Origin of the sequence: Pseudoduganella chitinolytica, from assembly GCF_029028125.1 — a bacterium.
Classification (GTDB): domain Bacteria; phylum Pseudomonadota; class Gammaproteobacteria; order Burkholderiales; family Burkholderiaceae_D; genus Rugamonas; species Rugamonas chitinolytica.
The window spans coordinates 1,757,760-1,780,335 of the sequence record NZ_CP119083.1 but is presented as its reverse complement, the minus strand read 5'-3'; the positions used below and the strand labels follow the sequence as shown (position 1 = coordinate 1,780,335).

The window sequence follows — 22,576 nt, the reverse complement described above, 5'->3', positions numbered from 1 at the left end:
CACAACTGAAAGGAACAACAATGGCAATCGACGTCTATCTGCAAATCGACGGCATCAAAGGTGAATCCGCCGATGGCACGCACAAAGACTGGATCGAGTGCAAGAGCGTTGAGTGGCAAGTGCTGCAACCGAAATCGGCCACCGCGTCGACCGGTGGCGGTCACACCGCGGAACGTACCGAGCACAAGGACATCGTCATCTCCAAGCTGGCCGACCTGGCAACCCCAGTGCTGCTGCAAACCTGCTCGTCGGGTAAAACGATCCCTAAAGCGAAATTCGAATTCATGCGCGCCGACGGTAACGGCGACCGCGTCAAGTACTTCGAAATCGAACTGGAAAACGTGCTGATCAGCAGCGTTTCCCCATCCGTCGAGCCAGGCAACATCCTGGTCGAAGATGTCGCGATCAAGTACTCCAAAGTCAAGTGGAAGTACACCCAGCAGAAGGTCGGCGGCGGCACGGGCGGCAACACGTCCGGCGGCTGGGACCTGTCGGCCAACAAGGTTGCCTGATAGCGCGTTCGCGCCTGTCTGGCATGCTTGAACCGTAGGGATACCGATGAAGGGTTTCGCGCCGGGTCTGTTTGACCGGTTGATGGATACACGGGCCAACGCGGGCGGGGGCGGCACGGTGTCGCGCATGTCGATCGAGGAGTTGAAAGACTCGGTCGCACGCGACCTGGAAGCGCTGCTCAATACCCGTACCGTGATTCCGGAGGAACTCCTGAAGCGGTATCCCGAATGCGGTCGCTCGATCGTGACATATGGCCTGCAGGATTTCGCCGGCCTGTCACTGTCGAGCGCCGACGACCGCGCCTACATCTGCCTCTGCCTGGAGGAGGCCATCGCGCGCCATGAGCCGCGCCTGCGCAATGTGCAGGCCAGCCTGGAGCTGCGTGCCGATTCCGTCAACCGCCTGAACTTCGCCATCACGGCGTTGCTGGTGGTCAGCACGGCACATGAGCCGGTCAACTTCGATGCCGTATTGCAGCCGTCCAGCCTGCATTACACCATCAGCAAGGCGCGCCGTGCGGCGCAGCCGGGAGCTTAAACGTTGGACCAGTTATTACCGTATTACGAACGGGAGCTGGGATTCTTGCGCCGCTATTCGCGCGAGTTCTCCGAGCGCTATCCCAAGATCGCCGGCCGGCTGTTGATCGGCGGCGAAGTCTGCGAGGATCCGCACATCGAGCGGATGATCGAATCGTTCGCGTTGCTCAATTCACGCATCGCGAAGCGCCTCGACGACGACTACCCCGAATTCACCGAAGCACTCTTCGAAGTGCTGTACCCGCATTACCTGCGCCCGTTTCCATCCTGCTCGATTGCCCGGATGGATTTCGCCGGCGCCGCCGCGCAACTGACCGCGGCCACGGAAATCCCCCGCGGCACGCAGCTGACGACGCGCCCCGTGCGTGGCGCCGTCTGCACGTTCCGCACGGCCTACCCGGTGACGATCGCGCCGCTGGAACTGACGCGCGCGACATTTGCCGCCATCATCGACGCCCCGGAAGCGGTGCGCACGCCGCCCAGCGCCACGTCGTCGATCAGCCTGACGATCGAGAGCACGTCGCCCCAGGTGGCGTTGGCGCAACTGGGCCTGGCGAAGCTGCGCGTCTTCATCGACGGCGAGCCCTCGTTCTGCGCCGCGCTGCGCGACGCGCTGTTCATGCGCGGCGTGTGCGCCTACGCGGAAGCCGACGACAGCGGCCGCTGGGTGGCGCTGCCGAAGATCCCCGTGCTGCCGGCCGGGTTCGACGAGGACGAGGCGCTGATCGATTTCTCGGCCCGCTCGCATACGGCCTACCGCCTGCTGACGGAGTATTTCTCGTTCCCGGAGAAGTTCAACTTCTTCGATATCGACCTGCGCGCGCTGGCCGCCGTGCTGCCATCCGGCGCCCGCTCGATCACGCTGCACCTGGCCTTGTCGGGCATGCGCACGGATTCGAACACGGCGCGCATCCTCGGCACGCTGTCGACCAATAACGTGCTGCTGGGCTGCACCCCCGTCGTCAACCTGTTCCACCAGCGTGGCGAACCGATCCGCCTGACCCATGCGACGGCCAGTTACCCAGTGCTGGCCGATGCGCGCCGGGCGTTCGCTTTCGAGGTGCAGTCGATCGACTCGGTCAAGCTGGTGCGCCAGACGCCGCAGGGCGAATCGATCCAGGATTTCCGGCCGTTCTATTCGCTCAAGCACGGCCAGACGCCCGAGCGCAACGGCCACTACTGGATCGTGCGGCGTGACGACATGGTGGCCGAGAAGAGCCCCGGCTACGAAACACAGCTGTCGCTGGTGGACATCGACTTCGATCCGGCGGAGGTCGAGACCGACACGCTGTCGATCGAACTGACCTGCACCAACCGCGACCTGCCCGCGATGCTGAGCTATGGGCTGCGCGGCGGCGACCTGTTCATCGAAGGCGGCTCCAGCGTGCGCAGCATCAGCTTCCTGCGCAAGCCCACGCCGTCGTACCGCTTCGAGCGGGGCCGGGGCGCCCACTGGCGCCTGATTTCGCACCTGTCGCTGAACCACCTGTCGCTGACCGACGGCGGCATCGACGCGTTCCGCGAGATGCTGACCCTGTACGACCTGCCGCGCTCACCCGCTTCGCAGCGCCAGATCGGCGGCATCATCTCGGTGACGCACAAGGCGGCCACGGCCTGGTTGCCGGGCAATCCGTTCGCCTGCCTGGTGCGCGGCATCGAGGTGCGCCTGACGATCGACGAGGAAGCGTTCGTCGGCAGCGGCATCCACGCGTTCGCCCATATCGTCGAGCGCTTCCTGGGCCTGTACGTGCATGCCAACAGCTTCACCCAACTGGTGATGGTATCGAATAAAAACGGAGAGGAGCTGTTGCGATGCACCCCGCGAAGCGGCGATTTGAGCCTGCTGTAATCGAGCGCCTGTTCGCCGAGCCGTATCGCTTCGAGTATTTCCAGGCGGTGCGCATGCTGGAGCTGTGGCTGAAGCGCCACGGCACGCCGGCGCAAGGTGCCATCGCCAACTTCCTGCGCTTCCAGAACTCCACGTCGCTGAGCTTCCCGCCCAGCGAACTGGAGGCGCTGCAGCCGGAACCGCGCGACGTGCAGACGGACCGCCGGGCGCTGGCGGAAGCGCTGCAGTCGGCCCGGCTGAAGTACATCCGCATCACGCCCACCTTCATGGGCTTCCTGGGCAGCAGCGGCACCTTACCGGCGCATTACACGGAACGCATCGCCGCGCACACCCTGTACGAAAAGGACGAAGGCCCGCGCGCGTTCCTCGACACCTTCTCCAACCGCGCCCTGGCACTGTTCTACGAAGCCTGGTGCAAGTACCGGCTGGAGCTGAAGTACGAAATCGACGGCAAGGACGACTTCCTGCCGCTCTTGCTGTCGCTGGCGGGGATGGGCAACCACTCGCTGCGGCGGCGCCTGTCCGACCATGGCAATGGCGTGCTGGACGAGTCGCTGGCGTACTTCGCCACGGCCGTGCGCCAGCGCCCCGCGTCCAGCGTGCAGATCGCGCGCGTGCTGTCGGAGTACTTCAACCAGACCGTGCGCGCCGAGCAGTTCGTCGGCCATTGGTACGACGTGCCGGTGGAACAGCAGACCATGCTCGGCATGAACAATGCGGTGCTTGGCGCCGGCGCGATGGCCGGCGCGCGCGTGTGGCAGCGCGACCTGCGCCTGCGCCTCCTGATCGGACCGCTCGACCTGGAGGCCTACGAGTCGTTCCTGCCGGGCGGCCGGGCCGCGCGCGCGCTGCAGGAGATGCTGACGATGTTTACGGGGCTGTCGCTGGAATACGAAGTGCAACTGATCTTGCGCGCCGCCGACGTGCGGGGCGTGCACATGCAGCATGATCGTATCGGCGGCAGGTTGGGATGGGATTGTTTCCTCGTCCCGGACGAAGGGATGGGCCCCGCCGCACAGGACCGCGCCGACGTGCGCTACGAAATTCACGCGCTATAGAAAATAGGGAATCATATGAGCATCAACCTGAAAACGCTGATCGGAAAACTGAACGAGACGAGCCGCACCGCGGCCACCCGCGCCGCCAGCATCTGCGTCTCGCTGGGCCACTACGAGGTCGACATCGAGCACCTGTTCCTGGCCCTCCTGGAGCAGCAGGGCAGCGACTTCGTCATCCTGGCGCGCCAGAACGGCATCAGCGTCAGCATGCTGGAGGCCGACCTGCAATCCGAGGTGGCGCGCTTCAAGAACGGCAACTCGCGCACGCCCGTGTTCTCCGAGCGCATGCCCAAGCTGTTCGAGCATGCATGGCTGATCGCCTCGCTCGACCTGCGCGCCGGCCAGCAGGCCCAGATCCGCAGCGGCCACCTGCTGCAGGCGCTGCTGACCGAACCGGAACTGGCGCAGCTGGCGGCGCGCAGCTCGAAGCTGTTCGCCAAGTTCGACCTGGAGCAGATCAAGCACAACCTGGACAAGGTCACGGCCGGTTCGGTCGAGGCGGTGGACATCCCGGCGGCGGGCGAGTCGCATGAAGCGGGCGGCGACCCGGTCGGCGAACTGCAACAGAAGGCGGCCACCAAGACGCCCGCGCTGGACCAGTTCACCACCAACCTGACGCAGCGCGCGCGCGACGGCAAGGTCGATCCCGTCATCGGGCGCGACCTGGAGATCCGCCAGGCCATCGACATCCTGATGCGCCGGCGCCAGAATAACCCGATCCTGACGGGCGAGGCCGGCGTCGGCAAGACGGCCGTGGTGGAAGGCCTGGCGCTGCGCATCGCCCAGGGCGACGTGCCGGAAGTGCTGCGTGGCGTCGAGATCCACACGCTGGACATGGGCCTGCTGCAGGCGGGTGCCAGCGTCAAGGGCGAGTTCGAGAACCGCCTGAAGAACGTCATCGACGAAGTCAAGAAAAGCCCGCACGCCATCATCCTGTTCATCGACGAGGCGCACACGATGATCGGCGCGGGCGGCCAGGCCGGCCAGAACGACGCGGCCAACCTGCTGAAACCGGCGCTGGCTCGGGGCGAGCTGCGCACGATCGCGGCCACGACGTGGGGCGAGTACAAGAAGTATTTTGAAAAGGACGCCGCGCTGGCGCGCCGCTTCCAGGTCGTCAAGGTCGAAGAGCCCAGCGAGGAGCTGGCCTGCGCGATGCTGCGCGGGATGGCGCCGCTGATGGAGAGGCACTTCAATGTGCGTGTCTACGACGAGGCGATCACGGAAGCGGTGCGCCTGTCGCACCGTTACATCTCGGGCCGCCAGCTGCCGGACAAGGCCATCAGCGTGCTCGATACCGCCTGCGCCAAGGTGGCGCTGGGCCAGAACGCGACGCCGGCCCTGATCGAGAACCTGGTCCGCAAGCTTGAACGCATGGAGGCCGAGGCGGCCTCGCTGCAGCGCGAGCAGGCCGGCGGCGGCAGCGCCCACGCGGCGCGCCTGAAGGAACTGGAAGCGGCCCGCAAGGCGGCGCAGGAAGAGCACACGGCGCTGGCCGCGCGCTGGGAGAAGGAAAAGGAACTGACGGAAAAGATCAAGGCGGCGCGCGTGGTCCTTGAGGGCGAAGGCGAGATCGATCCGAGCGTCCGCAAGGATGTCGATGCGCTGCAGGTCGAGCTGCGCGCCCTGCAGGGCGAGACGCCGATGGTGCCGGTGCAGGTGGACGGCCACGTCGTCGCCGAGATCGTCGCCGGCTGGACCGGTATCCCGCTGGGCAAGATGGTCAAGGACGAGATCAAGACGGTGCTGAACCTGAAGGACCTGCTGCAGCAGCGCGTGCTGGGCCAGTCCCACGCCATCGAGGCGGTGGCGCAGCGCGTGCGCACGTCGCGCGCCAACCTCGACGATCCGAACAAGCCGAAGGGCGTGTTCCTGTTCGTGGGCCCGTCCGGCGTCGGCAAGACGGAGACGGCGCTCGCGCTGGCCGACGTGCTGTACGGCGGCGAACGCAAGCTGGTCACGATCAACATGAGCGAATACCAGGAAGCGCACAGCGTCTCCGGCCTGAAGGGGTCGCCGCCGGGCTATGTCGGCTACGGCGAAGGCGGCGTGCTGACGGAAGCGGTGCGGCGCAACCCGTACAGCGTGGTGCTGCTCGATGAGGTGGAAAAGGCCCACCCGGACGTCATGGAGCTGTTCTTCCAGGTGTTCGACAAGGGCGTGATGGACGATGCGGAAGGGCGCGAGATCGACTTCAAGAACACCATCATCATCCTGACGTCGAACATCGGCTCGTCGCAGTTGATGCAGGCGTGCCTGAACAAGCCGGCCGAGGAAATGCCGGCGCCGGAAGCGCTGGAGGAACTGGTGCGTCCCGTGCTGATGAAGCAGTTCAAGCCCGCCTTCCTGGGCCGCCTGAAGGTGATCCCGTACTACCCGATCAGCGACGACGTGCTGGTCGAGATCATCGAACTGAAGCTGAACAAGATCAAGCAGCGCATCGCCGTCAACCACAAGGCGGAGTTCAGCTACGACGAGGCGCTGGTGGAAGCGGTGCTGGCGCGCTGTACCGAGGTGGACTCGGGCGCCCGCAACGTCGACAACATCCTGAACGGCACCTTGCTGCCGGAGGTGGCGGAGTCGGTGCTGGCGAAGATGGCGGAAGGGGCGGCGATCGCCAAGATCAAGGTCTCCGCTGGCAAGAACGGGCAGTTCAAGTATAGCGTGAAATAGAATGGAAGGGCCCGGCGCGCTCCTCTCCTGGACGCGCGCCAGGAAGGGGAGCTTACGGCCGGCGCCCCTCAATCGCGCAATTCGGGGGCCTGTGCATTCGCCCAGCGGTCTCTCAAGCAGCCACCGCTGGCTGAACCTTCTGCTGGTTCAATCGCCAGTATTACTCGCTTACGTATCCAATCCCATCTGCAGCACCAGAGCCGTTTCACCCTAAGTTCTAGGGCCATTATGTCTTGCCGTGCAAGTTTATCAAATGGCGTCGGCAATCGCGAGGCACAAACTTCCCATCTCTACTGCCAGTGCGGCTTTACAGTACTCGTATGATGGCGAGCACCGCGAAGGCAGGCATTGCCCGAGCCGCGCTATCACTGTACCGGACCGCATGACCTGGCTTTGTGCTATACAATCCCGGGGAAGTGCTGATTTATTCATGGTGGCGATCTTAGCCCTGAGAAAGCGCGCCCAGCGGAGACCAGAATGCAGCGCCAGACCTCGGTCTGACGGCGCATTTGCGGTCTGCTTGACGCTTTTTTCGGGGCTAATCTCATCCACCAGCAATAAATCAGCGCGTCCCTGGCGCCTGCCGAATGTATGGCCTGGGCTGTGGTGCCTTATCGCTGCGCCAACGTAGGACGTCGTCAGCTGTAGCGGAAGCAAGGCAAGAGGAATTGAGTTGGATTGAGTTGAATTCTGCGGGGAATTAGGAGATAAATCGATGCAACTGTCGTGCGGTGGCATGGCGACAACTTTGCGTCCGGGTACGTTTTTTATTCAGAGAAATACAATATTCACTCCGCCGTGACTGCAGGGCGGATGGATATTTGCTTCTCCAAGCGTAAGCAGTAGCCTGATCAATGTCACGGATCCAACCATGCGTCCTCACGAAATCGATGAGACAGAACGCTTGAAGGTGCTTCAAGCATATGAAATCCTGGATACTGCCCCAGAAGACGCCTTCGACCAGCTGGTTCGGCTCGCGGCGACCGTATGCGGCACATCCATGGCCGCACTCTGCTTCGTCGATAGCGAACGGGAGTGGCGCAAAGCGCTCCTGGGCTGCGATATTGTCGAGGTGTCACGCAACGATTCAATTGCGGCGCGAATGATCGAGGGCCGCAGCGATTTCGGCGGGACTTCTGGCGACACGGCGCACCGAACGGCAGGGACGACGCCCGACGGTAAGTACTTCGCATGCGCACCGCTGGTAACACCTGAGGGATGCCTGCTGGGCGCGCTGTTGGTAATGGATGACAAGCCTTACGCACCGACGCCAGCCCAGCTCGAAAGCTTGGACGCACTCGCCCAACAAGCGATGGCCCAGCTGGAGCTGCGTCGGTATCGCCACAGGGACCCTGAGTCGCAGCGGGATCGAATCCGTCAGCTAGCCGACTCAATGCCTCATATCGTATGGGCTGCCAATCCAGATGGGACGATTGATTTCGCGAATCACTCCATCGTGGAGTACGCCGGCGTACGCTATGCTGGAGACATTGGCAGGCTGTGGACCGAATTGCTGCATCCTGATGATGTCGAAAGAACGCTCAGGGAGTGGACAGAGTCCGTTCAGACCGGTCGTGTCTTCTCGGCTGAGTACCGCCTGCTGCGGGGAATCGATCAGGCCTACCGCTGGCATCTCGCCACAGGGATGCCAGTACGCGATGACGACGGTAATATCATAAGGTGGTACGGGACCACGACCGATATCCACGACATGAAACTGGCCCACGACGAAATAGGCAGGCTGGCATTCTACGACACCCTAACCGGGCTGCCGAACCGTCAATTGCTCATGGATCGGCTGACCCATGCCGTGACGCTACACGAGCGGATAGGGCGCGTGGGGGCGGTTTTGCTGCTTGATCTCGATCACTTCAAGAATATCAACGACACGATCGGACACAACAACGGCGATTTATTGCTTGATCTGGTAGCGAAACGCCTGATTGCCAGCGTCGATGCAAGCCAGACGGTCGCGCGGCTAGGCGGCGACGAGTTCGTGATCATCCTGGAGGATATCGGTATTTGTGAAGAGGCCGCAGCAGGTAGTGCAAGGCACGTCGCATACCAGGTGCTTAATGTCCTCAATGCTGCGTTTAACCTCGGTGGATACGAACGTCATATCACATCCAGCATCGGATTGGCGCTCTTCAGTCATCCGGCGCCGTCGATCACCGAGCTGCTCAAGCGCGCCGACCTAGCGATGTACCAGGCTAAGAAGATGGGCCGTAACACCGTTTGTTTTTTCGATCCTGCCATCCAGGAAGTAGCATTACTGCGCGCTACGTTGGAGGCCGAACTGCGACAGGCGCTGGTGCGAGCCGAATTTTCGCTTTATTACCAGCCGCAGGTCAATAGCAGCGGTGCCGTAATCGGCGTGGAGGCGTTGGTACGTTGGCAGAATCCGCAGCGCGGCACGGTTTCGCCTGCCGAATTCATTCCCCTAGCTGAAGACACGGGATTGATTCTTCCGTTGGGACGCTGGGTGCTGGAAGAAGCGTGCGCACTGCTTGTTGGTTTCGCCGCAGCCCCAGCAACGAGAGAATTGCACGTGGCGGTAAATGTGAGTGCATTGCAATTTCGCCAAACGAATTTTGTTGCCGAATTATTAGCCATATTGGAAAACTCGGGCGCGAATCCGACGCGTTTGAAATTGGAGCTGACCGAGTCGCTCCTTGTGGAGGATATAGAGGTTGCTATCGAGAAAGTCATCGCGCTGAAGCAGCACGGCGTTGCACTGTCGCTCGACGATTTTGGCACGGGTTATTCTTCGCTCATGTACCTGAAGCGCTTGCCACTCGATCAACTCAAGATCGACCAATCTTTCGTCCAGAATCTGCTGCACGACTCGCGCGACCTCGCAATCGTCAATACAATCATTACGCTTGGCACGACGATGGGAGTAGGCGTGATCGCGGAAGGCGTGGAAACGGCTGCACAGCTGGATCTTCTAATTAATATTGGATGCACGTTGTTCCAAGGCTACTATTTCAGCCGGCCGCTTCCCGATCAGCAGCTGCATGAGTATCTGCAGCGGCACGTACTGGCCTGAGTCTGACTGCTTCAGCCATTGCGGTACTGCGCCCATCCCAACAAAGCAGCAATGGGTAGGGGCGGAGTGCTTGCATTATTGGTCCATTCGCTGCCATGGGTCGGAAGTCGCCGGCGCGCCGTACTGTTGCGATCTTCAGCTGTTTGGCAGACGTAAGATAATCGGTCGCGTGGCGCGCACAGCGCTCCAGGACAGGATGCGATGACATTCTACCGCCTGAGCCCCACGTTCGCGCCGAGGCGGATACGCAGGGAACCATTGGGAGATCCAGGGCTGCGTTCCACGTATCGGCCATCGACATCGTGCCGACAGGTTTCGTCAGCACGGTACCGAAGTGGCTAGCTTGGTTCTCGCCTGCTTTCTATCCGGCGAATCGCTTCGGCGGCAAGGGCCCGCAAGGTCTGCATCTCGGATTCTTCAAAGCTGCGCGCTTCGGTTCCCGCGACGCAGAACGATCCCAGGGCGTGGCCTCGCGACGTGATCAGCGGGATGCCCGCGTAGCAGCGCAGCCCGTCCTCGGTGACGAGCGGATTGTCCTTTACGCGTTCATGAACAAGGGCATCTTCAACGATGAAGTCCGTTCGGTCGCGTACAGCAAAGCGACAGAACGCCCATTCAACCGGCGTGCCTTGAGCCTCCGCAATCCAGCCAGCCACGCCGAAGTGGGCCGCAATAAACTGCGCCTCGTCAAGCACGATATTGACCATACCGAGCGGCAATCCAAGCCGGCTGCTGGCTTCGCGCGCGAGGTCGGAGAGGATGCCATTGACTTCAGGCGCAAAGAGGTCCAAGTCCGCAATTTCCTGCAGTCGCGCTACATCCAATACCGGATCCAGTTCGCGCGGAGGAGCATGTAAATCGTTCATGATTGTTCCTTTGCTTTGGGTGCGGTATTGGAAAGTGATCGGTACGACTTTACGCGGATTAATATCGAATTCGCAGCAATCGACGCCATGCCTTTTGCGTCCTTTAACTGTAACAATGCCTTCTCGAACTGATCGATCGACATCGGAGGGCGTACGTTGATCTGTTTACAGGCTGTGCTCCACAGTTGCTGGGATTGCTCTGGTTTCATCAGACGGTTTAACGAAGCAAGCAAGTCTTGCTCGCTTGGCGGGTCGAGGTTGTAGCGCTTTATGGCAGACAGGGCATCCATTTGCATGGCCTTATAGATGTGGTGAGCCGCTCAGCTGCGTCGCATCGCAGTGATGGGCATGGCAATCGGCAACCTGCCGGAGAACAGTGTTGCCGGAAGAAAATATACACCCAAATTCGTCAAATATGTCGCGAATTTGCGCAGGTTCGCATTCCTGCAACATTTGTTACTCAAAATCATCAATTTCACTGCTGCCGCAGCGGCATGACAAAGCACAAGGCATCGTCCCGTTTAAGGCGGTTATCGAACACGCAACAGTACATGTACGCCCATTGCAGCGCGGCGCTGCAGTTTCCCAAAGACACTTCTGTGGAGCTGCCAGCGTCGGTACCCGTGGATGATTTGATCGAACATTTTATTGCCGAGGCTCAAGATTTTCGGATTTATGCCGAAAAGAATCAAACCTACCCCACCACCAGTTGATTTCGTACCATGCTTAGCAAAACATCCACGCGGGCCCGTTCCATTTTCGCTTCTTGCGCATTCTTTGGTTTGACGTTGCTGGCTACGTTCGTAGTCATGCAGTCATTTGTGGCGCCGGACCTGGCGCGGCTGGAGGGCCGGCTGATTACCGATCAGGCGGCCGAGATTGGTAACCGGGTCAGCGAACAGCTGCGCAAGGTCGAGGCGCAACAGCGCAGCATTACGCAGACCGTTGCCTTGCTCGACAGCGCGCAGATCGACGTGCTCCAGCCTGGCCTGGTCGACCAGTATGGCGACCCCAATGTATTCGGCGGCGGCATCTGGCCGTTGCCACACAAGCGCGAGCAGGGGCGCGAGAAATTCAGTACCTTCTTCGCGCGCGATGCCGCGACCAGGCAACTGGTCGTCAACACCCACTGGAATTCGCCCGAGTCGCTGAAGTACTGGGAGCAGCCCTGGTACGAAAATGGCAAGACAGCCGCCAAGGGCCACTGCAACTGGGCCAAGGCCTACCAGGACGACGCCAGCCCGCAGCCGCGCACCAACTGCGCGATGCCGATCTATAAAGGCACCGAGCTGTATGGCGTGTCCACCATCGACGTCACGCTGGGCTTCTTCAACACCCTGGTGGCCGACATGGAAAAGAAGATCGGCGCCCAGATCCTGATCGTCGAAGGGGACGGCAAGATCGTCAGCAACAGCACTCGCATCGACGGCAATATCGTGCTGAAGAACGTCGCCGACCTGGCGGCATCCTCGCCGATGGCCGCCGAGATCAAGGCGCTGCTGGAAAAGGCCGCCAAAGGCGAGCCGGTCGAAGGTTCCTACCAGATGCCGCAAGGATCGCACACGCTGTTCCTGCGTGCGATCCCGGGCAGCCCGTGGTTTATCGCCACCGGCATCCCGACCAGCATGCTGGCGACAAACAGCGACCGCATCATGTTCAAGCTGGCCGCGATCCAGGTACCGATGGGCGTGCTGCTGCTGGTGGGCGTGATCAGCGCGATCAGCGTGTTCATGCGACGCCTTGGCACGCTCAAGGCCAGCATCGACGAACTGGGTGCCGGCGAAGGCGACCTGACCCGCCGCCTGCCCGAGACGGGCGGACTGGAATTCGCCGGCGTCGCGCGCAGTTTCAACACCTTCATCGCGCAATTGCAGGATATCGTGCGCCAGGTAGCTACCGGCTCCGCCTCGATCAGCGCCGCGTCGGAGGAAATCTCGAGCGGCAACCGCGACCTGTCCGCGCGTACGGAAGACCAGGCCGCGTCGCTGGAGGAAACGGCTGCCTCGATGGAGGAGATTACCAGCACCGTGAAGCAGACGGCCGACAATGCCGACCGCGCCAACCGCCTGGCGAGCCAGGCTTCCGACGTGGCCACCCGTGGCGGCAACGTCATCGGCGACGTCGTTGCCAAGATGAACGGGATCAGCGACGCGTCGAAGAAGATCGTCGACATCACGGGTGTCATCGACGGTATCGCGTTCCAGACCAATATCCTGGCGTTGAACGCGGCGGTGGAAGCGGCGCGCGCGGGCGAGCAAGGCCGTGGCTTTGCCGTGGTGGCGGGCGAGGTGCGCAACCTGGCGCAGCGCGCCGCCAGCGCGGCCAAGGAAATCAAGGCGCTGATCGAGGACTCGAATACGCAGGTCAACGCCGGCGCCGAGCTGGTAGGGCAGGCGGGTGCCACGATGAACGAGATCATCGCGACCACGGAGAATGTCGCGACGATCATCAATGAGATCGTGTCAGCCGCCCGTGAACAGAGCAGCGGCATCGAGCAGATCAACCAGACCATCACGCAGCTCGACGCCAGCACCCAGCAAAACGCCGCCCTGGTCGAACAGGTCGCGGCCAGCGCCGAATCGATGCAGCAGCAGGCGCAGGTGTTGAATGGGGTGGTCGGCGCGTTCCGTCTCTAAGATCCAGCCGCGCGCTTGTCGCGTGGAGTCAACCGGCCCGCTTGCGGGCCGGTTGAGCATTACCGTCAGTTCAGCTCTGCGCTGGCGGCACGCCCAGCAGCTCCTCGATATGGGCCAGCGAAGCCTGGTCCTTGACGACGGAGCGCAGCCACGTGTGCAGGTCCTGTTCGCCGGCCGCGGCGGCCTTCTCGGCAAAGTAGGAAACTGGGCTGTGCGGTTCTGTCTCGCGGAAGAATTGCGCCACCGCGCGCAGTTGCGCGATCGCCTGCGCGCGCGTGCGGATCGGGCCTTCCTGCGTGCCGGTGCCGACCGCGACGGGCGCCTGCGGGGCCGCGCCGCCGTCCTGGGTCGTGAGCACGGCTTCGGCGCTCGGCGCGGTTTCGCTCACCGGCGCAGGCATCAGGTGCACCATTGCCTCGACGGCTTCGCGCGCCTGCGAGAAGCCCGGGCTGTCCTGCCCCAGGCGCGCGTCCGCCGCGCGTTCCAGCTGGCGCAACGCGTCCAGGCAGTACTGCGCATCGGCCGTGAACTTGGCGCGGAACGCGGGCGACGTGCGCGCCTTGGCCGCTTCCATGTCGGCCAGCTTGGGCGCGCCCGACTGGTCGTTTTCCTCGCCCGCGGTGGCACGCTTGCGGGCGGCCTCGAAGTCGATCGTGGAGAACGCGGTGCCGCGGCCCTCCGTCAGCGGCAGCTCGCGCAGCAGGGTGCGCGTGCGCGCCAGGATCCACGACAGGTTGCCGATACGCTGGTCGTTGTCGCCGTCTTCCGCTTCCGGATACAGACCCAGGTCCCAGAACGTGTCGCACAGCCCGGCCAGCAGGCGGAAGCCTTCGCCCAGGCCGCGCAGGTGATGCTGCTTGGCGGCCGCCTCGGTCAGCCACACGGCCAGGCGCAAGTCCTTGCTCCTTTCCGCCAGCAGCTTGACGCAACGGGTGACGACGAACTCCCAGTCGGCTTCCTTCAGTTCCGTTTCCCATGCGCCCTGGGCCAGCGACGGATCGTCGAACTTGCGCGCGTGGGCGATGGCGTCCAGCTCGGCGGAGAACGCCATGTCCTCGCCGCATGGCTTGCTGTCGCTGATCGGTATTAATAACTGTTCGGCAGTGAACATTAGGGCCTCTGCAAAGGGTTATTGGGAAATGCGGAATTCGATGCGGCGGTTGCGCGCCCGGCCGTCTGCCGTGTCGTTGCTGGCGATCGGGCGGTCCGGACCCTGGCCCGTGGCCGTCAGCAGGTCGCCGTTCAGGCCATGGCTGGCGAAGTAGGCCTTGACGGTGTCGGCGCGCGCCTGGCTCAGCGCCAGGTTCGACGAGCGCAGGCCGGCGCTGTCGGTGTGGCCGATGATCTCGACCTTGCGGCCCTTCATCTTCAGCAGGGCAGCCAGCATCTCGTCGACGATGACCTTGCCGGCCGGCGTCAGGGTCGCCTTGCCGCTTTCGAATTCGACCGTGCGGTTGGCCAGTGTGTTGTCCAGGATGGCCTGGTCGGCGGCCGACACGCGCAGGCCGTTGTTGACGGTATAGGTCGGGTTCAGGCTGGTGGCCACGTTGCTGGCGATGCGCTGGCGCAGGGCCTCGTTGGGCACTTCGCCGCGCAGGCTGACGGTGCTGCCGTCGATCTTCAGCTGGCCCTTGCTGATCTGCTTCAGTTCCGGCGTGATCAGCTTCTGCACGTAGTTGTTCCAGTTGGCGGGCATCGACACGGGGCCGATGGCGATCTGGTCGACGACCTTGTCGGCGCCGTACAGTTCGCGCAGCTTGGCCAGCACGGCAGCCTTGCTGGCATCGTCCGGCACGGTGCCGCTGACGGTGACCTGGCCCGGCTCGGGCGTCGCCAGGGCCGGTGCCACGTTCTGGGCCGCGGCCGCGGCGCAGGCGGCCAGGGTCGCGGCGGTGACGATGGTGGAGATGAATCGCATGTTCAGGTTCCGATAAACGCCGTGCCGACCGAGTCGAGCGCGGACTTGAGTGACAGGGTGCCTTGCGCCAGGTAGGTGGACAGCTTCTTGATTCCGTAGTCGGTGTCGATCTGCTCTTCCACCCAGTCCAGCTGGTCGAAGTCGATGTGGCGCTCCAGCGCCGCCTGCGGGTCCATGATGGCCCGCAGCGTCTGTGCCGACGCGCCGGAGAATCCCAGCACCAGCGCCGGCCTGGCCGCGATGCGCGTGACGAACAGCGCCAGTTCGAAGTCGGCGCGCACCAGGAACGGCGTGATCAGGTGCATCCAGAACGCCGCCACCAGGTTGCGGTACATCGGATCTTCCGGCAGCGGCAGCACCAGGCTTTTCTCCAGCCGGCTCGAGCTGCTGGCCATGACCGGCTGCAGCAGCATGCCGAGGGCCAGCAGGATCTGGCGTGCCGATGCCTGGTAGCCCGCCTGCGCCAGCATCGCATCGAGCGCGCCGACGGTCTGCAGTTCCAGGAAATCCTCGAAGGCGGCATCGTAGGCGGCCGCGCCCAGGTCCAGCTCGATCGGCTGGCTGGTGGCGCTTTGCAGCGCCATCGTGGGTTCGCCGGCGGCACGCACGCCCACCGTCATCGCCTCGAGCCGGTTCCACAGTCGCGTCAGCACCAGCGGCGCGTTCGGCACGAAGGCACTCGGGTCCGACACCTCCATCGCGCTCATCATCATGAACGGGTAGCGCCGGCTGGACTGGTCCGTGCTGGCCACGATGTGGCCGCCGATCGCGTGGCGCCGGCGCGGGCCGACGAAGGCGAAATGCAGCGGCGTGATGGCGTCATAGTGCAACCGCCAGCGCGCATCGGTGCTCATCAGGTCCATCGCCTGCGACAGCCAGTCGTCCAGCACCTTGATCAGCGCGGGGCTGTCGCTGGCCTTCACGAAGTCGCCGCGGGTCGGAATCTTGCCAAAGTAGCCGACCGAGATCGGCGTGACGCCGCGGGTCATCGCATCGCTCCGACGGTGGCGCCGGCGCTGCGCAGCGGTGCCGCCGGCGTGGCCGGCGTCGGCGCGGCAGGCGCCGGGGCAGGCGCACCCGGCGCGGGTATCGGCGCAGGTGCCGGTGCCGGGGCGGCCGCGATGATCGTCTCCGGCAGGCGCAGGCGCCTGAAGTTGGTGCCCGACTGCGGCACGGCGGCCTGCGGCGGCGGCGTGGTCTGGCCGACGATCTTCAGGTTCGCCGTCACGGTAACGCCGCTGTTGCTCCAGGCCAGCTCGAACACGCCATTGTCACGGCGGGTGCGGCGGGCTGCGTCGATCATCTTGCGCAGGCCGTCGCGGCCGGATTCGTCCAGCAGTACGACGGTGGCGCCGCTTGGGGCGATTGCCTTGATGCGCGCGCCCGGCATGCCGGACGGGTTCGGCCAGCGCATCTTGACCCATGGCTGCGGCTGGCCGCGCCAGCGCAACGCCTGGCCGTCGATCTCCAGCGTGAACTCGGTCGCGCCGGTGGCGCCCAGCGCCTGCACGTCGAACAGCGTCTGCGGTTCGCTCGGCGCGGCGGCGGCCTGGTTGGCCACGCCGCCGGCCGACAGCGGCGCCACCCAGCCCGGGAAGCTCGTCACGACGGACGGCTCCAGGTGGATGCCCATGTCGGCCCACGTCTTGGCGCTCAGCACGTCACCGCGGCGTACCACCAGCGGGCCGATCGTCGTATTGAAGAACTTGGCGATCGCGCCTTCCGGACCGAACATCTCGCCGATTTCGGCATTGGTCGCCTCCAGCCGCGAATCGGGCGCGAACGGATACTTCAACGCCAGGTTCTTGTTGAACGGCTGTACGACCTGGGCTTGCCAGACCTTGTCGATCTCCGCCTCGGTCGGTTTGACGATGACGGCAAACGTCTGCATCAGCGGGCGCACCAGCACCGGGCGGATGGCGTTCTTCTGCGTGTCCGTCATCCCCACCAGCATCTGTTCGTCGACGTATTTCAGCGCGTCGGCCAGTTCGGAGCCGGTGCCGTCCAGCGTCTGCTGCATCAGCTGCTTGGCGCCCGGACCCGGGTCGCCCTGGTTCTTGATCTGGTTCAGGCGCGCGCGCAGCTTGGACATCTGCTCGATGTAGCCGCGCATCAGCGAGGTGTTGTCCTTGTTGACCACCAGGCGCGCCACGCCGGCGAACTCGCGGCCGACCGGGCCCAGCGGCAGCGCCGCGTTCTGCACCGGATTGCTCGGCAGGTTGACGTTGACCTGCGACGGCTTCTGGCGCAGGATCGTCTCGCGGAACCAGCCGCTGATGCCGCGCTGGGCGCGCTGGATGCCCGCGTCCAGCAGCGACGGGTTATCCCACGAGGTCTGCTCGTACACGGTCGTCACCAGCTTGGTGATCGGCGAATTCTGCGGGTCGCCCAGGCGGTTCATCGCCGCCGCGGCGGCGCCGAAGCCGTCCAGGTCGCGGATCGTCACGCCCTGCACGAACTTGGTCCATTCCTTCGCGTAGTCGTTCTTGTACAGTTCCGTCAGCGACTTCTGGATCTGTTCCGGGCTGCCTTCCAGGGTCAGGTCCGTGCTGGACGACGTCTTCAGCACCCAGTCGGCCGCCTGCAGCTCGTGGTTGGCCGCTTCCTTGATCGCTTCCTGCACGAAGCCCTCCCACGCGGCGCGGGTGTACGTGCCGGGGATCGCATAGCTGCCGAGGACAATGTCCTTGTCCTGCTCGCCGACGATGCGCGCCACCGTCACCGACGGGAAGCGGGTCGCGGCGCGCGCCTTGATGTCGGCATACACGCGTTCGCGCGCCGGCATGCCGCGCACCACGCGGCGCAGGTTGTCGCGGGTCTGGTCGACCAGCGCGAGCTTGCCTTCCAGCTGCGGCCAGGCCGGGTCGGACACCTGGGCCAGGTGGAACGAGATCATGCGTTCGGCGCTGCGGATCATCTGTTCGCGCGGCATGGCGCCCCGGTTCGAATCGAGCCAGACGCGCCAGAAGCGGGTCAGCTGGTCGTTCAGGTGCGCGGCCTCGGCACGCGATTTATCGGTCAGCATCAGGTAGGTCTTGAGCGCGTTGTACGCGTCCTCGGCACTGGCCGGCGACGCATCCTTGAACTGCGTCGCACCGTTGTTGACGGCGGCGCTGTCGGCGCCGCTGGCCGGCGCGGCACCGTTGGCCGCGGCCACCGGCTTCGTCATCGGCTGCAGCTGGGCGGCGTTGTTGTTGACCTCCGCCAGGAACGTCTCGAGCGACTGGCCGACGGGTTTCAGCATGACTTCGCGCACGCCGTTGAAGTATTCCTCGCGCAGCTTGCGGTTCAACACGTCGCCCTGGTACAGGCCGAAGCCCAGTGACAGCGGCCGGCTGTCCTCGTAGCGGTCGAGCTGCTCGATGCGGTCCTGCAGGATCTCCAGCGCCTGCAGGCGCGATTGCAGGTCGATGCTCTTCTGCTGCAACCTGATGGCCTGGTCCAGGTCGGCCTGCACGTTGGCCACGAGCTGGCGGTTGTTCATGAACGACCAGCTCCAGCCGCCCAGCGCCAGGCCGACGAACGCCATCGCCGCGAAGAACATCGCGTAGCGCACGCGCGTCTTGGCCGGGCTGGCGTACTGCGCGACCAGGTCCTTGTCGGCGAAGATCACCTTGCGGAACAGGTTGAGGAGGAAATAGCCCTGCTGCTGGTGCTGTTCCTCATGCTGCTGCGGTTGCATGCGCAGGTCGAAGCGCTGCGCCACGCGGTGCGACGAGGCGGACACGGTCTCGCCCTCCTGCAGCGCGCTGGTGAAGTAGAAGCCGCGGAACACGGGCTTGAACTGGTACGGGTTTTCCTCGAACAGCGTGGCGATGAACGAGCGCAGCGCCGGCTTGATGGACGAGAATTCGAGCGGGAACGTGAACACGCCGGGCGGCATGCGCTCGCGCCACTGCAGCGACATATTGGCCAGCGACAGGTCCTTCAGGCCGTCGTACAGCTCGTCGAAGCGCGTGTCGAACTGGTCCAGCAGCTGTTCCGACGTGGCGCTCTGGCTGTAGGGCAGGGTGGCGCCCCATACGCGATCGCGTTCGCTGCGCTCGCTGTCCTGGAAGAATTCGTTGAAGCCCGTGATCAGGTCGGCCTTGGTGAACACGACGTAGACAGGGGCGTGCACTTCCAGGCGCTCGGTCAGCTCCTGCACGCGCTGGCGCAGGTTCTTGGCCAGCTCGATGGCGAACTCGGGGCGGTTGCGCGTCAGCTCCGCGATGCTGACGGCGATGATGACGCCGTTGATGGGCGCCTTCTTGCGGTACTTCTTCAGCAGGTCGAGGAAGCCGAACCATTCGGCGCGGTCCTCGTCGACGACGGAGTAACGCCCCGCCGTGTCGAGCAGGATGCCTTCGGTGGTGAAGAACCAGTCGCAGTTGCGGGTGCCGCCCACGCCATGCACGACCTTGCTGTCGGCAAACGGGAACTGCAGGCCGGAGCTGGCGATCGCCGTGCTCTTGCCGGCCGCCGGGTTACCAATGACCATGTACCACGGCAGCTCGTACAGCGCCGCGTCGCCGGACAGCTGGCCCAGCTTGGAACTCTTGATCGTGCCGATCGCTTCCAGCAGGCGCTTGCGGATCACTTCCGTTTCCTGGCGGTGCACGGCGTCGGCCTGCACCGGCACCTTGGCCTGCTGCTCGAGCATGTCGCCCAGCTGGTCGGCGCGCTGGCGGCGCCGGTACCGGCGCCACAGCCAGACGATGGCGCCGAACACAAGCGCCACGGCCATGACGGTCCACGGCACGCTGGCGGGCCATTGCAGCAGGGTGGCCGCAATGAACAAGGTGGCGGCAAAGGCCAGCCAGCCGATCACGATCAGGCTGCGGCGCGATGTCAGGATTTCCCAGGTTTTTTGCATCATATGAGAGTCGTTTTCGCGGGGTAGATCATACTTCGGTGCCTGGCGCCAGGAAGGCGGCGTCACGGCGGAACGGGTGGGGCGTGCCAATGCCGGGCACGGGCGTGCCGCACCGGGCGGCGGCGCGGCCGGCCAGCGCAAGCGCGGCCGGCTGCCTGGCGGCACCGACCGGGACGGGGGCCAGCATTGTCGGCATCGTCACACCTTGCCGACGGGGCCCTGGCGCGGCGCGACCGGCGTCGCACCGCAGGACGTCCTGTCGCCAAGTGTAATCAAAGGTCCTGCCATGTCGGTTACTCCTATTTTCTTCTCATCACGCCGGGCAGACGCAGTTCCGTGTGCCCGAAGTCCATCATTTTCCAGCGCCCGCCCCAGGTCAGGCCCAGCGACTCCGCCACCTCGCCGTACAGCTGGTAGCCGCGCATGGCCCACGGATCCTTTTCCGTGATCACCAGCTTGCCGTCGCGCAGGAACGCGCAGTCGGCGGCCAGGCCGTACTGGTGCCAGCTCTGGTAGGCGGCCGCGCTGGTGACGTTCGATCCCATCGCCGCCAGCCGGTTCTGGCGTTCGGGACTGCGGTAGCCTTCCAGGATCGCCATGTCATACCCGTGTTTTTCCTTCATGATCTTGAAGACCATCAACAGGCGCTGCGTGTACTCCGCGTGCATCATGCCCCAGTCGCGGCTCGCCGTCACGAGCAGCGGGCGCTCCTGTGCGACTTCGGCTTGCGCCTGCGCAAACACCAGGGGCGGCAGGGACGGCGGCGGCACCAGCTGCTCACCCTGCAGCAGCTCCGCGACCTGTGTATTGACTTCCCGGGTGGAGGTTTCGTAGCCGCTCAAGGTGGAACGGCTGCCCAGCACGATGGCCAGCAAGGGCGGCAGGCAGATCAGCGCGATGCCGCCGGCGCACAACAGGTAATGGCGGCGCAGGAACGCCGCCAGCGCGCCGACCGACGCGGTGCCGCCGTGGCGCAGCGCCTCGGCCTCGCGCAGGCGCCGTTGCGCGAGCTCGCCCGCGCCGCGCCGCAGGCGGCGGGCGGCCGCCCCCAGTCCGTTCAGCATGAACTCGCGTCCGGCGGGGAACAGGATCATCCAGCTGACGAGACAGGCCAGTACAAAATAAAGAATTATCGCCAGCAGCCACACAGCCACTTCTCCAGTCAGCAACGGAGTATTGTTCGTATCTTCAAAGCATTGCTCTCAAGTATAACTTACCGTTATAGCAATGTCTCGCACAATTGAATAAAATATCGGCCTTGCGCAAAAAATATTTCTCAAGATGGGGCCTTTTGTTCTTGACTCCTGTAAAGTAATCGAAAAAGTAATACAAAATAAGCAAGGAGTATATCGTGGTCAGTAAAGACGATCGCCCCGCCGGCGGTGGCCGGCCCAGCCTGCTGTCGACCGAACAGCAGGGAGCGGCGGAAGGGCGCAGTGTGCTGGGCGCCCTGGACGGCAAGGCGGCCAAGCCCGCCAAGCCGGCGAAGGCAGCCGGGCCGACCCGGCCCGCGGCACGGGCGGCGGCCGCACCGCGCAAGCCGGGCCGTGGCCTGGCGCTGTGGAGCGCATTGGGCGCAGGCGTCATCGCGCTGGCCGGCGGTACGCTCGCGTGGATGGCCAGCGTGCCCGATGACGAAAGCGTCGCGGCGGTAGCGGTGCCGCCCGCGCCGCGCGTGGCCGCAGCGCCAGCACCGGCGCCGGCCGCGCAGTCGGACGTGTCGACGGCGGCCATTCTGCAGGAGACGCCGGCAAGCAGCGCACCGCCGGACAAGCAGCCGTCGTTGAAGGAGATGCTGGCGGCACCGAGCGCCAAGGTGGCCGCGCGCCCCGATCCGTTGACGCAGGCGCTGGAACGGCCAAGCAGCAAGCCGGCCGATGCACCCAAGGCCGAAAGGACCAGGCCCGCGTCGAAGGAAAAGGAGAAGGAAAAGGCGAAGGCCGAGGCGAAGAAGAAGGCCGCGAAGGACAAGGCGGCGAAGGACAAGCAGAAAGCGACGCCCCAGCCCAGGCAACCGCCGCAGGACAAGGACGCGACGGTGCTGGCCGCGCTGATGGCGCACGTGCAGCCAAACAGCCACATGCCAAAGAAGAGCACGCCGGCGCAGCAGCTCAAGGCGTGCCGCCAGTACAACGCCGCGGGCGCGGAGCAGTGCCGTGCCCGTTTGTGCTCCAACATCGCGAAGAATGAACGCGAATGCAAGGCGCGAGCCAAGCGAAAAGCCACGGCGGACTCCTGACCGGCGCGCCGCTCGGGCGCAGCGCCTGCGTGCTGACCGTTGCGGCGCCACCACCCCCATGAACGTCCACTGACCACGACGGCGCCCGGCGCGGCCGCGATCTCGTACGGGCGCACCTCGCGCGCCATCCACGGCGGAGTTCGCGGGCCGGCCCCGTGCCGACCGTCGACGCATTGCCCGCATTGCCGGCCGGGCCCGGTAGAAAATCCCCCACAACGGAGCAGATAGCGCGCCGAGCGCCCGCGTCTTGGCGCGCGGTCGCGTTCCGCGCATCGGCTCGCCGCGCCCACGCGCGCCCTCGCCCTAACATAGTCCTCCCTACGCTGTCGCAAAGAATACCTAGAGTGCTCTATCTAAAAATTCACTTGTTTAAAGAGAGTGAAT

At 64.3% G+C, this 22,576-nt stretch carries 18 protein-coding genes; 10 read left to right on the top strand and 8 right to left on the bottom strand.

The features are described 5' to 3' along the window. Positions 1 to 20 precede the first annotated feature (20 nt). From PX653_RS07740 to PX653_RS07715, 6 genes are all read left to right on the top strand, one after another. The gene (locus PX653_RS07740; RefSeq protein ID WP_107142145.1) at positions 21 to 512 is read left to right on the top strand and encodes an Hcp family type VI secretion system effector; all 492 of its coding nucleotides are present in this window, start codon (positions 21 to 23) and stop codon (positions 510 to 512) included. Between the two features lie 46 nt (positions 513 to 558). Beyond that, positions 559 to 1,050: a type VI secretion system baseplate subunit TssE gene (gene tssE, locus PX653_RS07735; RefSeq protein ID WP_277417317.1), complete on the top strand. Its 492-nt coding sequence runs from the start codon at positions 559 to 561 to the stop codon at positions 1,048 to 1,050. 3 nt (positions 1,051 to 1,053) lie between these two features. Then, complete coding sequence (gene tssF / locus PX653_RS07730) at positions 1,054 to 2,898, top strand: type VI secretion system baseplate subunit TssF (RefSeq protein ID WP_277417316.1); 1,845 nt, start codon at positions 1,054 to 1,056, stop codon at positions 2,896 to 2,898. Further along, positions 2,862 to 3,956, top strand: coding sequence for a type VI secretion system baseplate subunit TssG (gene tssG, locus PX653_RS07725; RefSeq protein WP_277417315.1), 1,095 nt, complete (start codon positions 2,862 to 2,864; stop codon positions 3,954 to 3,956). Before tssF ends, tssG begins: the two co-directional genes overlap by 37 nt. Before the next feature lie 15 nt (positions 3,957 to 3,971). After that, the gene (gene tssH, locus PX653_RS07720) at positions 3,972 to 6,629 is read left to right on the top strand and encodes a type VI secretion system ATPase TssH (RefSeq protein WP_277417314.1); all 2,658 of its coding nucleotides are present in this window, start codon (positions 3,972 to 3,974) and stop codon (positions 6,627 to 6,629) included. Positions 6,630 to 7,500: 871 nt separating this feature from the next. After that, positions 7,501 to 9,678: an EAL domain-containing protein gene (locus PX653_RS07715; protein ID WP_277417313.1), complete on the top strand. Its 2,178-nt coding sequence runs from the start codon at positions 7,501 to 7,503 to the stop codon at positions 9,676 to 9,678. Positions 9,679 to 10,016: 338 nt separating this feature from the next. On the opposite strand, the gene PX653_RS07710 is transcribed toward PX653_RS07715, so the two are convergent. Both PX653_RS07710 and PX653_RS07705 read right to left on the bottom strand, forming a co-directional pair. Beyond that, a complete protein-coding gene (locus tag PX653_RS07710; protein WP_277417312.1) occupies positions 10,017 to 10,544 on the bottom strand; it encodes a GAF domain-containing protein in 528 nt (175 codons plus the stop codon). Next, positions 10,541 to 10,834 carry a hypothetical protein gene (locus tag PX653_RS07705; RefSeq protein ID WP_277417311.1) on the bottom strand — a complete coding sequence of 98 codons (294 nt, stop codon included), beginning with the start codon at positions 10,832 to 10,834 and terminating at the stop codon, positions 10,541 to 10,543. Before PX653_RS07705 ends, PX653_RS07710 begins: the two co-directional genes overlap by 4 nt. A 58-nt stretch (positions 10,835 to 10,892) precedes the next feature. Between PX653_RS07705 and PX653_RS07700 the strand changes: the two genes are divergently transcribed. The 3 genes from PX653_RS07700 to PX653_RS07690 all read left to right on the top strand — a co-directional run bounded on the left by PX653_RS07700 (position 10,893) and on the right by PX653_RS07690 (position 13,180). Beyond that, positions 10,893 to 11,042, top strand: coding sequence for a hypothetical protein (locus tag PX653_RS07700; protein WP_277417310.1), 150 nt, complete (start codon positions 10,893 to 10,895; stop codon positions 11,040 to 11,042). Then, positions 11,039 to 11,257, top strand: a complete 219-nt coding sequence (locus PX653_RS07695; protein ID WP_277417309.1) for a hypothetical protein — start codon at positions 11,039 to 11,041, stop codon at positions 11,255 to 11,257. Before PX653_RS07700 ends, PX653_RS07695 begins: the two co-directional genes overlap by 4 nt. 96 nt (positions 11,258 to 11,353) lie before the next feature. Next, positions 11,354 to 13,180 carry a methyl-accepting chemotaxis protein gene (locus PX653_RS07690; RefSeq protein ID WP_277417308.1) on the top strand — a complete coding sequence of 609 codons (1,827 nt, stop codon included), beginning with the start codon at positions 11,354 to 11,356 and terminating at the stop codon, positions 13,178 to 13,180. 70 nt (positions 13,181 to 13,250) lie between these two features. On the opposite strand, the gene tssA is transcribed toward PX653_RS07690, so the two are convergent. The 6 genes from tssA to PX653_RS07660 all read right to left on the bottom strand — a co-directional run bounded on the left by tssA (position 13,251) and on the right by PX653_RS07660 (position 21,101). Then, positions 13,251 to 14,291 (bottom strand): type VI secretion system protein TssA, encoded by a 1,041-nt coding sequence (gene tssA / locus PX653_RS07685; protein WP_277417307.1) that lies wholly within the window; start codon positions 14,289 to 14,291, stop codon positions 13,251 to 13,253. Between the two features lie 18 nt (positions 14,292 to 14,309). Next, positions 14,310 to 15,098 (bottom strand): OmpA family protein, encoded by a 789-nt coding sequence (locus tag PX653_RS07680; protein WP_277417306.1) that lies wholly within the window; start codon positions 15,096 to 15,098, stop codon positions 14,310 to 14,312. Positions 15,099 to 15,100: 2 nt separating this feature from the next. Then, a complete protein-coding gene (tagF, locus tag PX653_RS07675; RefSeq protein ID WP_277417305.1) occupies positions 15,101 to 16,087 on the bottom strand; it encodes a type VI secretion system-associated protein TagF in 987 nt (328 codons plus the stop codon). Then, the gene (tssM, locus tag PX653_RS07670) at positions 16,084 to 19,953 is read right to left on the bottom strand and encodes a type VI secretion system membrane subunit TssM (protein WP_277418540.1); all 3,870 of its coding nucleotides are present in this window, start codon (positions 19,951 to 19,953) and stop codon (positions 16,084 to 16,086) included. The genes tagF and tssM overlap by 4 nt, the downstream gene beginning before the upstream one ends. A gap of 28 nt (positions 19,954 to 19,981) precedes the next feature. Next, positions 19,982 to 20,140: a hypothetical protein gene (locus PX653_RS07665; RefSeq protein ID WP_277417304.1), complete on the bottom strand. Its 159-nt coding sequence runs from the start codon at positions 20,138 to 20,140 to the stop codon at positions 19,982 to 19,984. A 112-nt stretch (positions 20,141 to 20,252) separates the two neighbouring features. After that, entirely contained in the window at positions 20,253 to 21,101 is an 849-nt protein-coding gene (locus PX653_RS07660) for a M15 family metallopeptidase (protein ID WP_277417303.1), read from the bottom strand. 203 nt (positions 21,102 to 21,304) lie between these two features. On the opposite strand from PX653_RS07660, the gene PX653_RS07655 reads away from it, so the two are divergent. Continuing rightward, positions 21,305 to 22,192 carry a hypothetical protein gene (locus PX653_RS07655; protein ID WP_277417302.1) on the top strand — a complete coding sequence of 296 codons (888 nt, stop codon included), beginning with the start codon at positions 21,305 to 21,307 and terminating at the stop codon, positions 22,190 to 22,192. Positions 22,193 to 22,576: the final 384 nt, after the last annotated feature.

Coding starts and splice junctions, on each gene's coding strand:
- PX653_RS07740 (WP_107142145.1), top strand. CDS start 21: ATGGCAATCGACGTCTATCTGCAAATCGACGGCATCAAAGGTGAATCC.
- tssH (WP_277417314.1), top strand. CDS start 3,972: ATGAGCATCAACCTGAAAACGCTGATCGGAAAACTGAACGAGACGAGC.
- PX653_RS07665 (WP_277417304.1), bottom strand. CDS start 20,140: ATGCTGGCCCCCGTCCCGGTCGGTGCCGCCAGGCAGCCGGCCGCGCTT.
- tssA (WP_277417307.1), bottom strand. CDS start 14,291: ATGTTCACTGCCGAACAGTTATTAATACCGATCAGCGACAGCAAGCCA.
- PX653_RS07705 (WP_277417311.1), bottom strand. CDS start 10,834: ATGGATGCCCTGTCTGCCATAAAGCGCTACAACCTCGACCCGCCAAGC.
- tagF (WP_277417305.1), bottom strand. CDS start 16,087: ATGACCCGCGGCGTCACGCCGATCTCGGTCGGCTACTTTGGCAAGATT.
- PX653_RS07690 (WP_277417308.1), top strand. CDS start 11,354: ATGCAGTCATTTGTGGCGCCGGACCTGGCGCGGCTGGAGGGCCGGCTG.
- PX653_RS07715 (WP_277417313.1), top strand. CDS start 7,501: ATGCGTCCTCACGAAATCGATGAGACAGAACGCTTGAAGGTGCTTCAA.
- PX653_RS07680 (WP_277417306.1), bottom strand. CDS start 15,098: ATGCGATTCATCTCCACCATCGTCACCGCCGCGACCCTGGCCGCCTGC.
- PX653_RS07710 (WP_277417312.1), bottom strand. CDS start 10,544: ATGAACGATTTACATGCTCCTCCGCGCGAACTGGATCCGGTATTGGAT.
- tssE (WP_277417317.1), top strand. CDS start 559: ATGAAGGGTTTCGCGCCGGGTCTGTTTGACCGGTTGATGGATACACGG.
- tssM (WP_277418540.1), bottom strand. CDS start 19,953: ATGCAAAAAACCTGGGAAATCCTGACATCGCGCCGCAGCCTGATCGTG.
- tssG (WP_277417315.1), top strand. CDS start 2,862: ATGCACCCCGCGAAGCGGCGATTTGAGCCTGCTGTAATCGAGCGCCTG.
- PX653_RS07695 (WP_277417309.1), top strand. CDS start 11,039: ATGACAAAGCACAAGGCATCGTCCCGTTTAAGGCGGTTATCGAACACG.
- PX653_RS07700 (WP_277417310.1), top strand. CDS start 10,893: ATGGCAATCGGCAACCTGCCGGAGAACAGTGTTGCCGGAAGAAAATAT.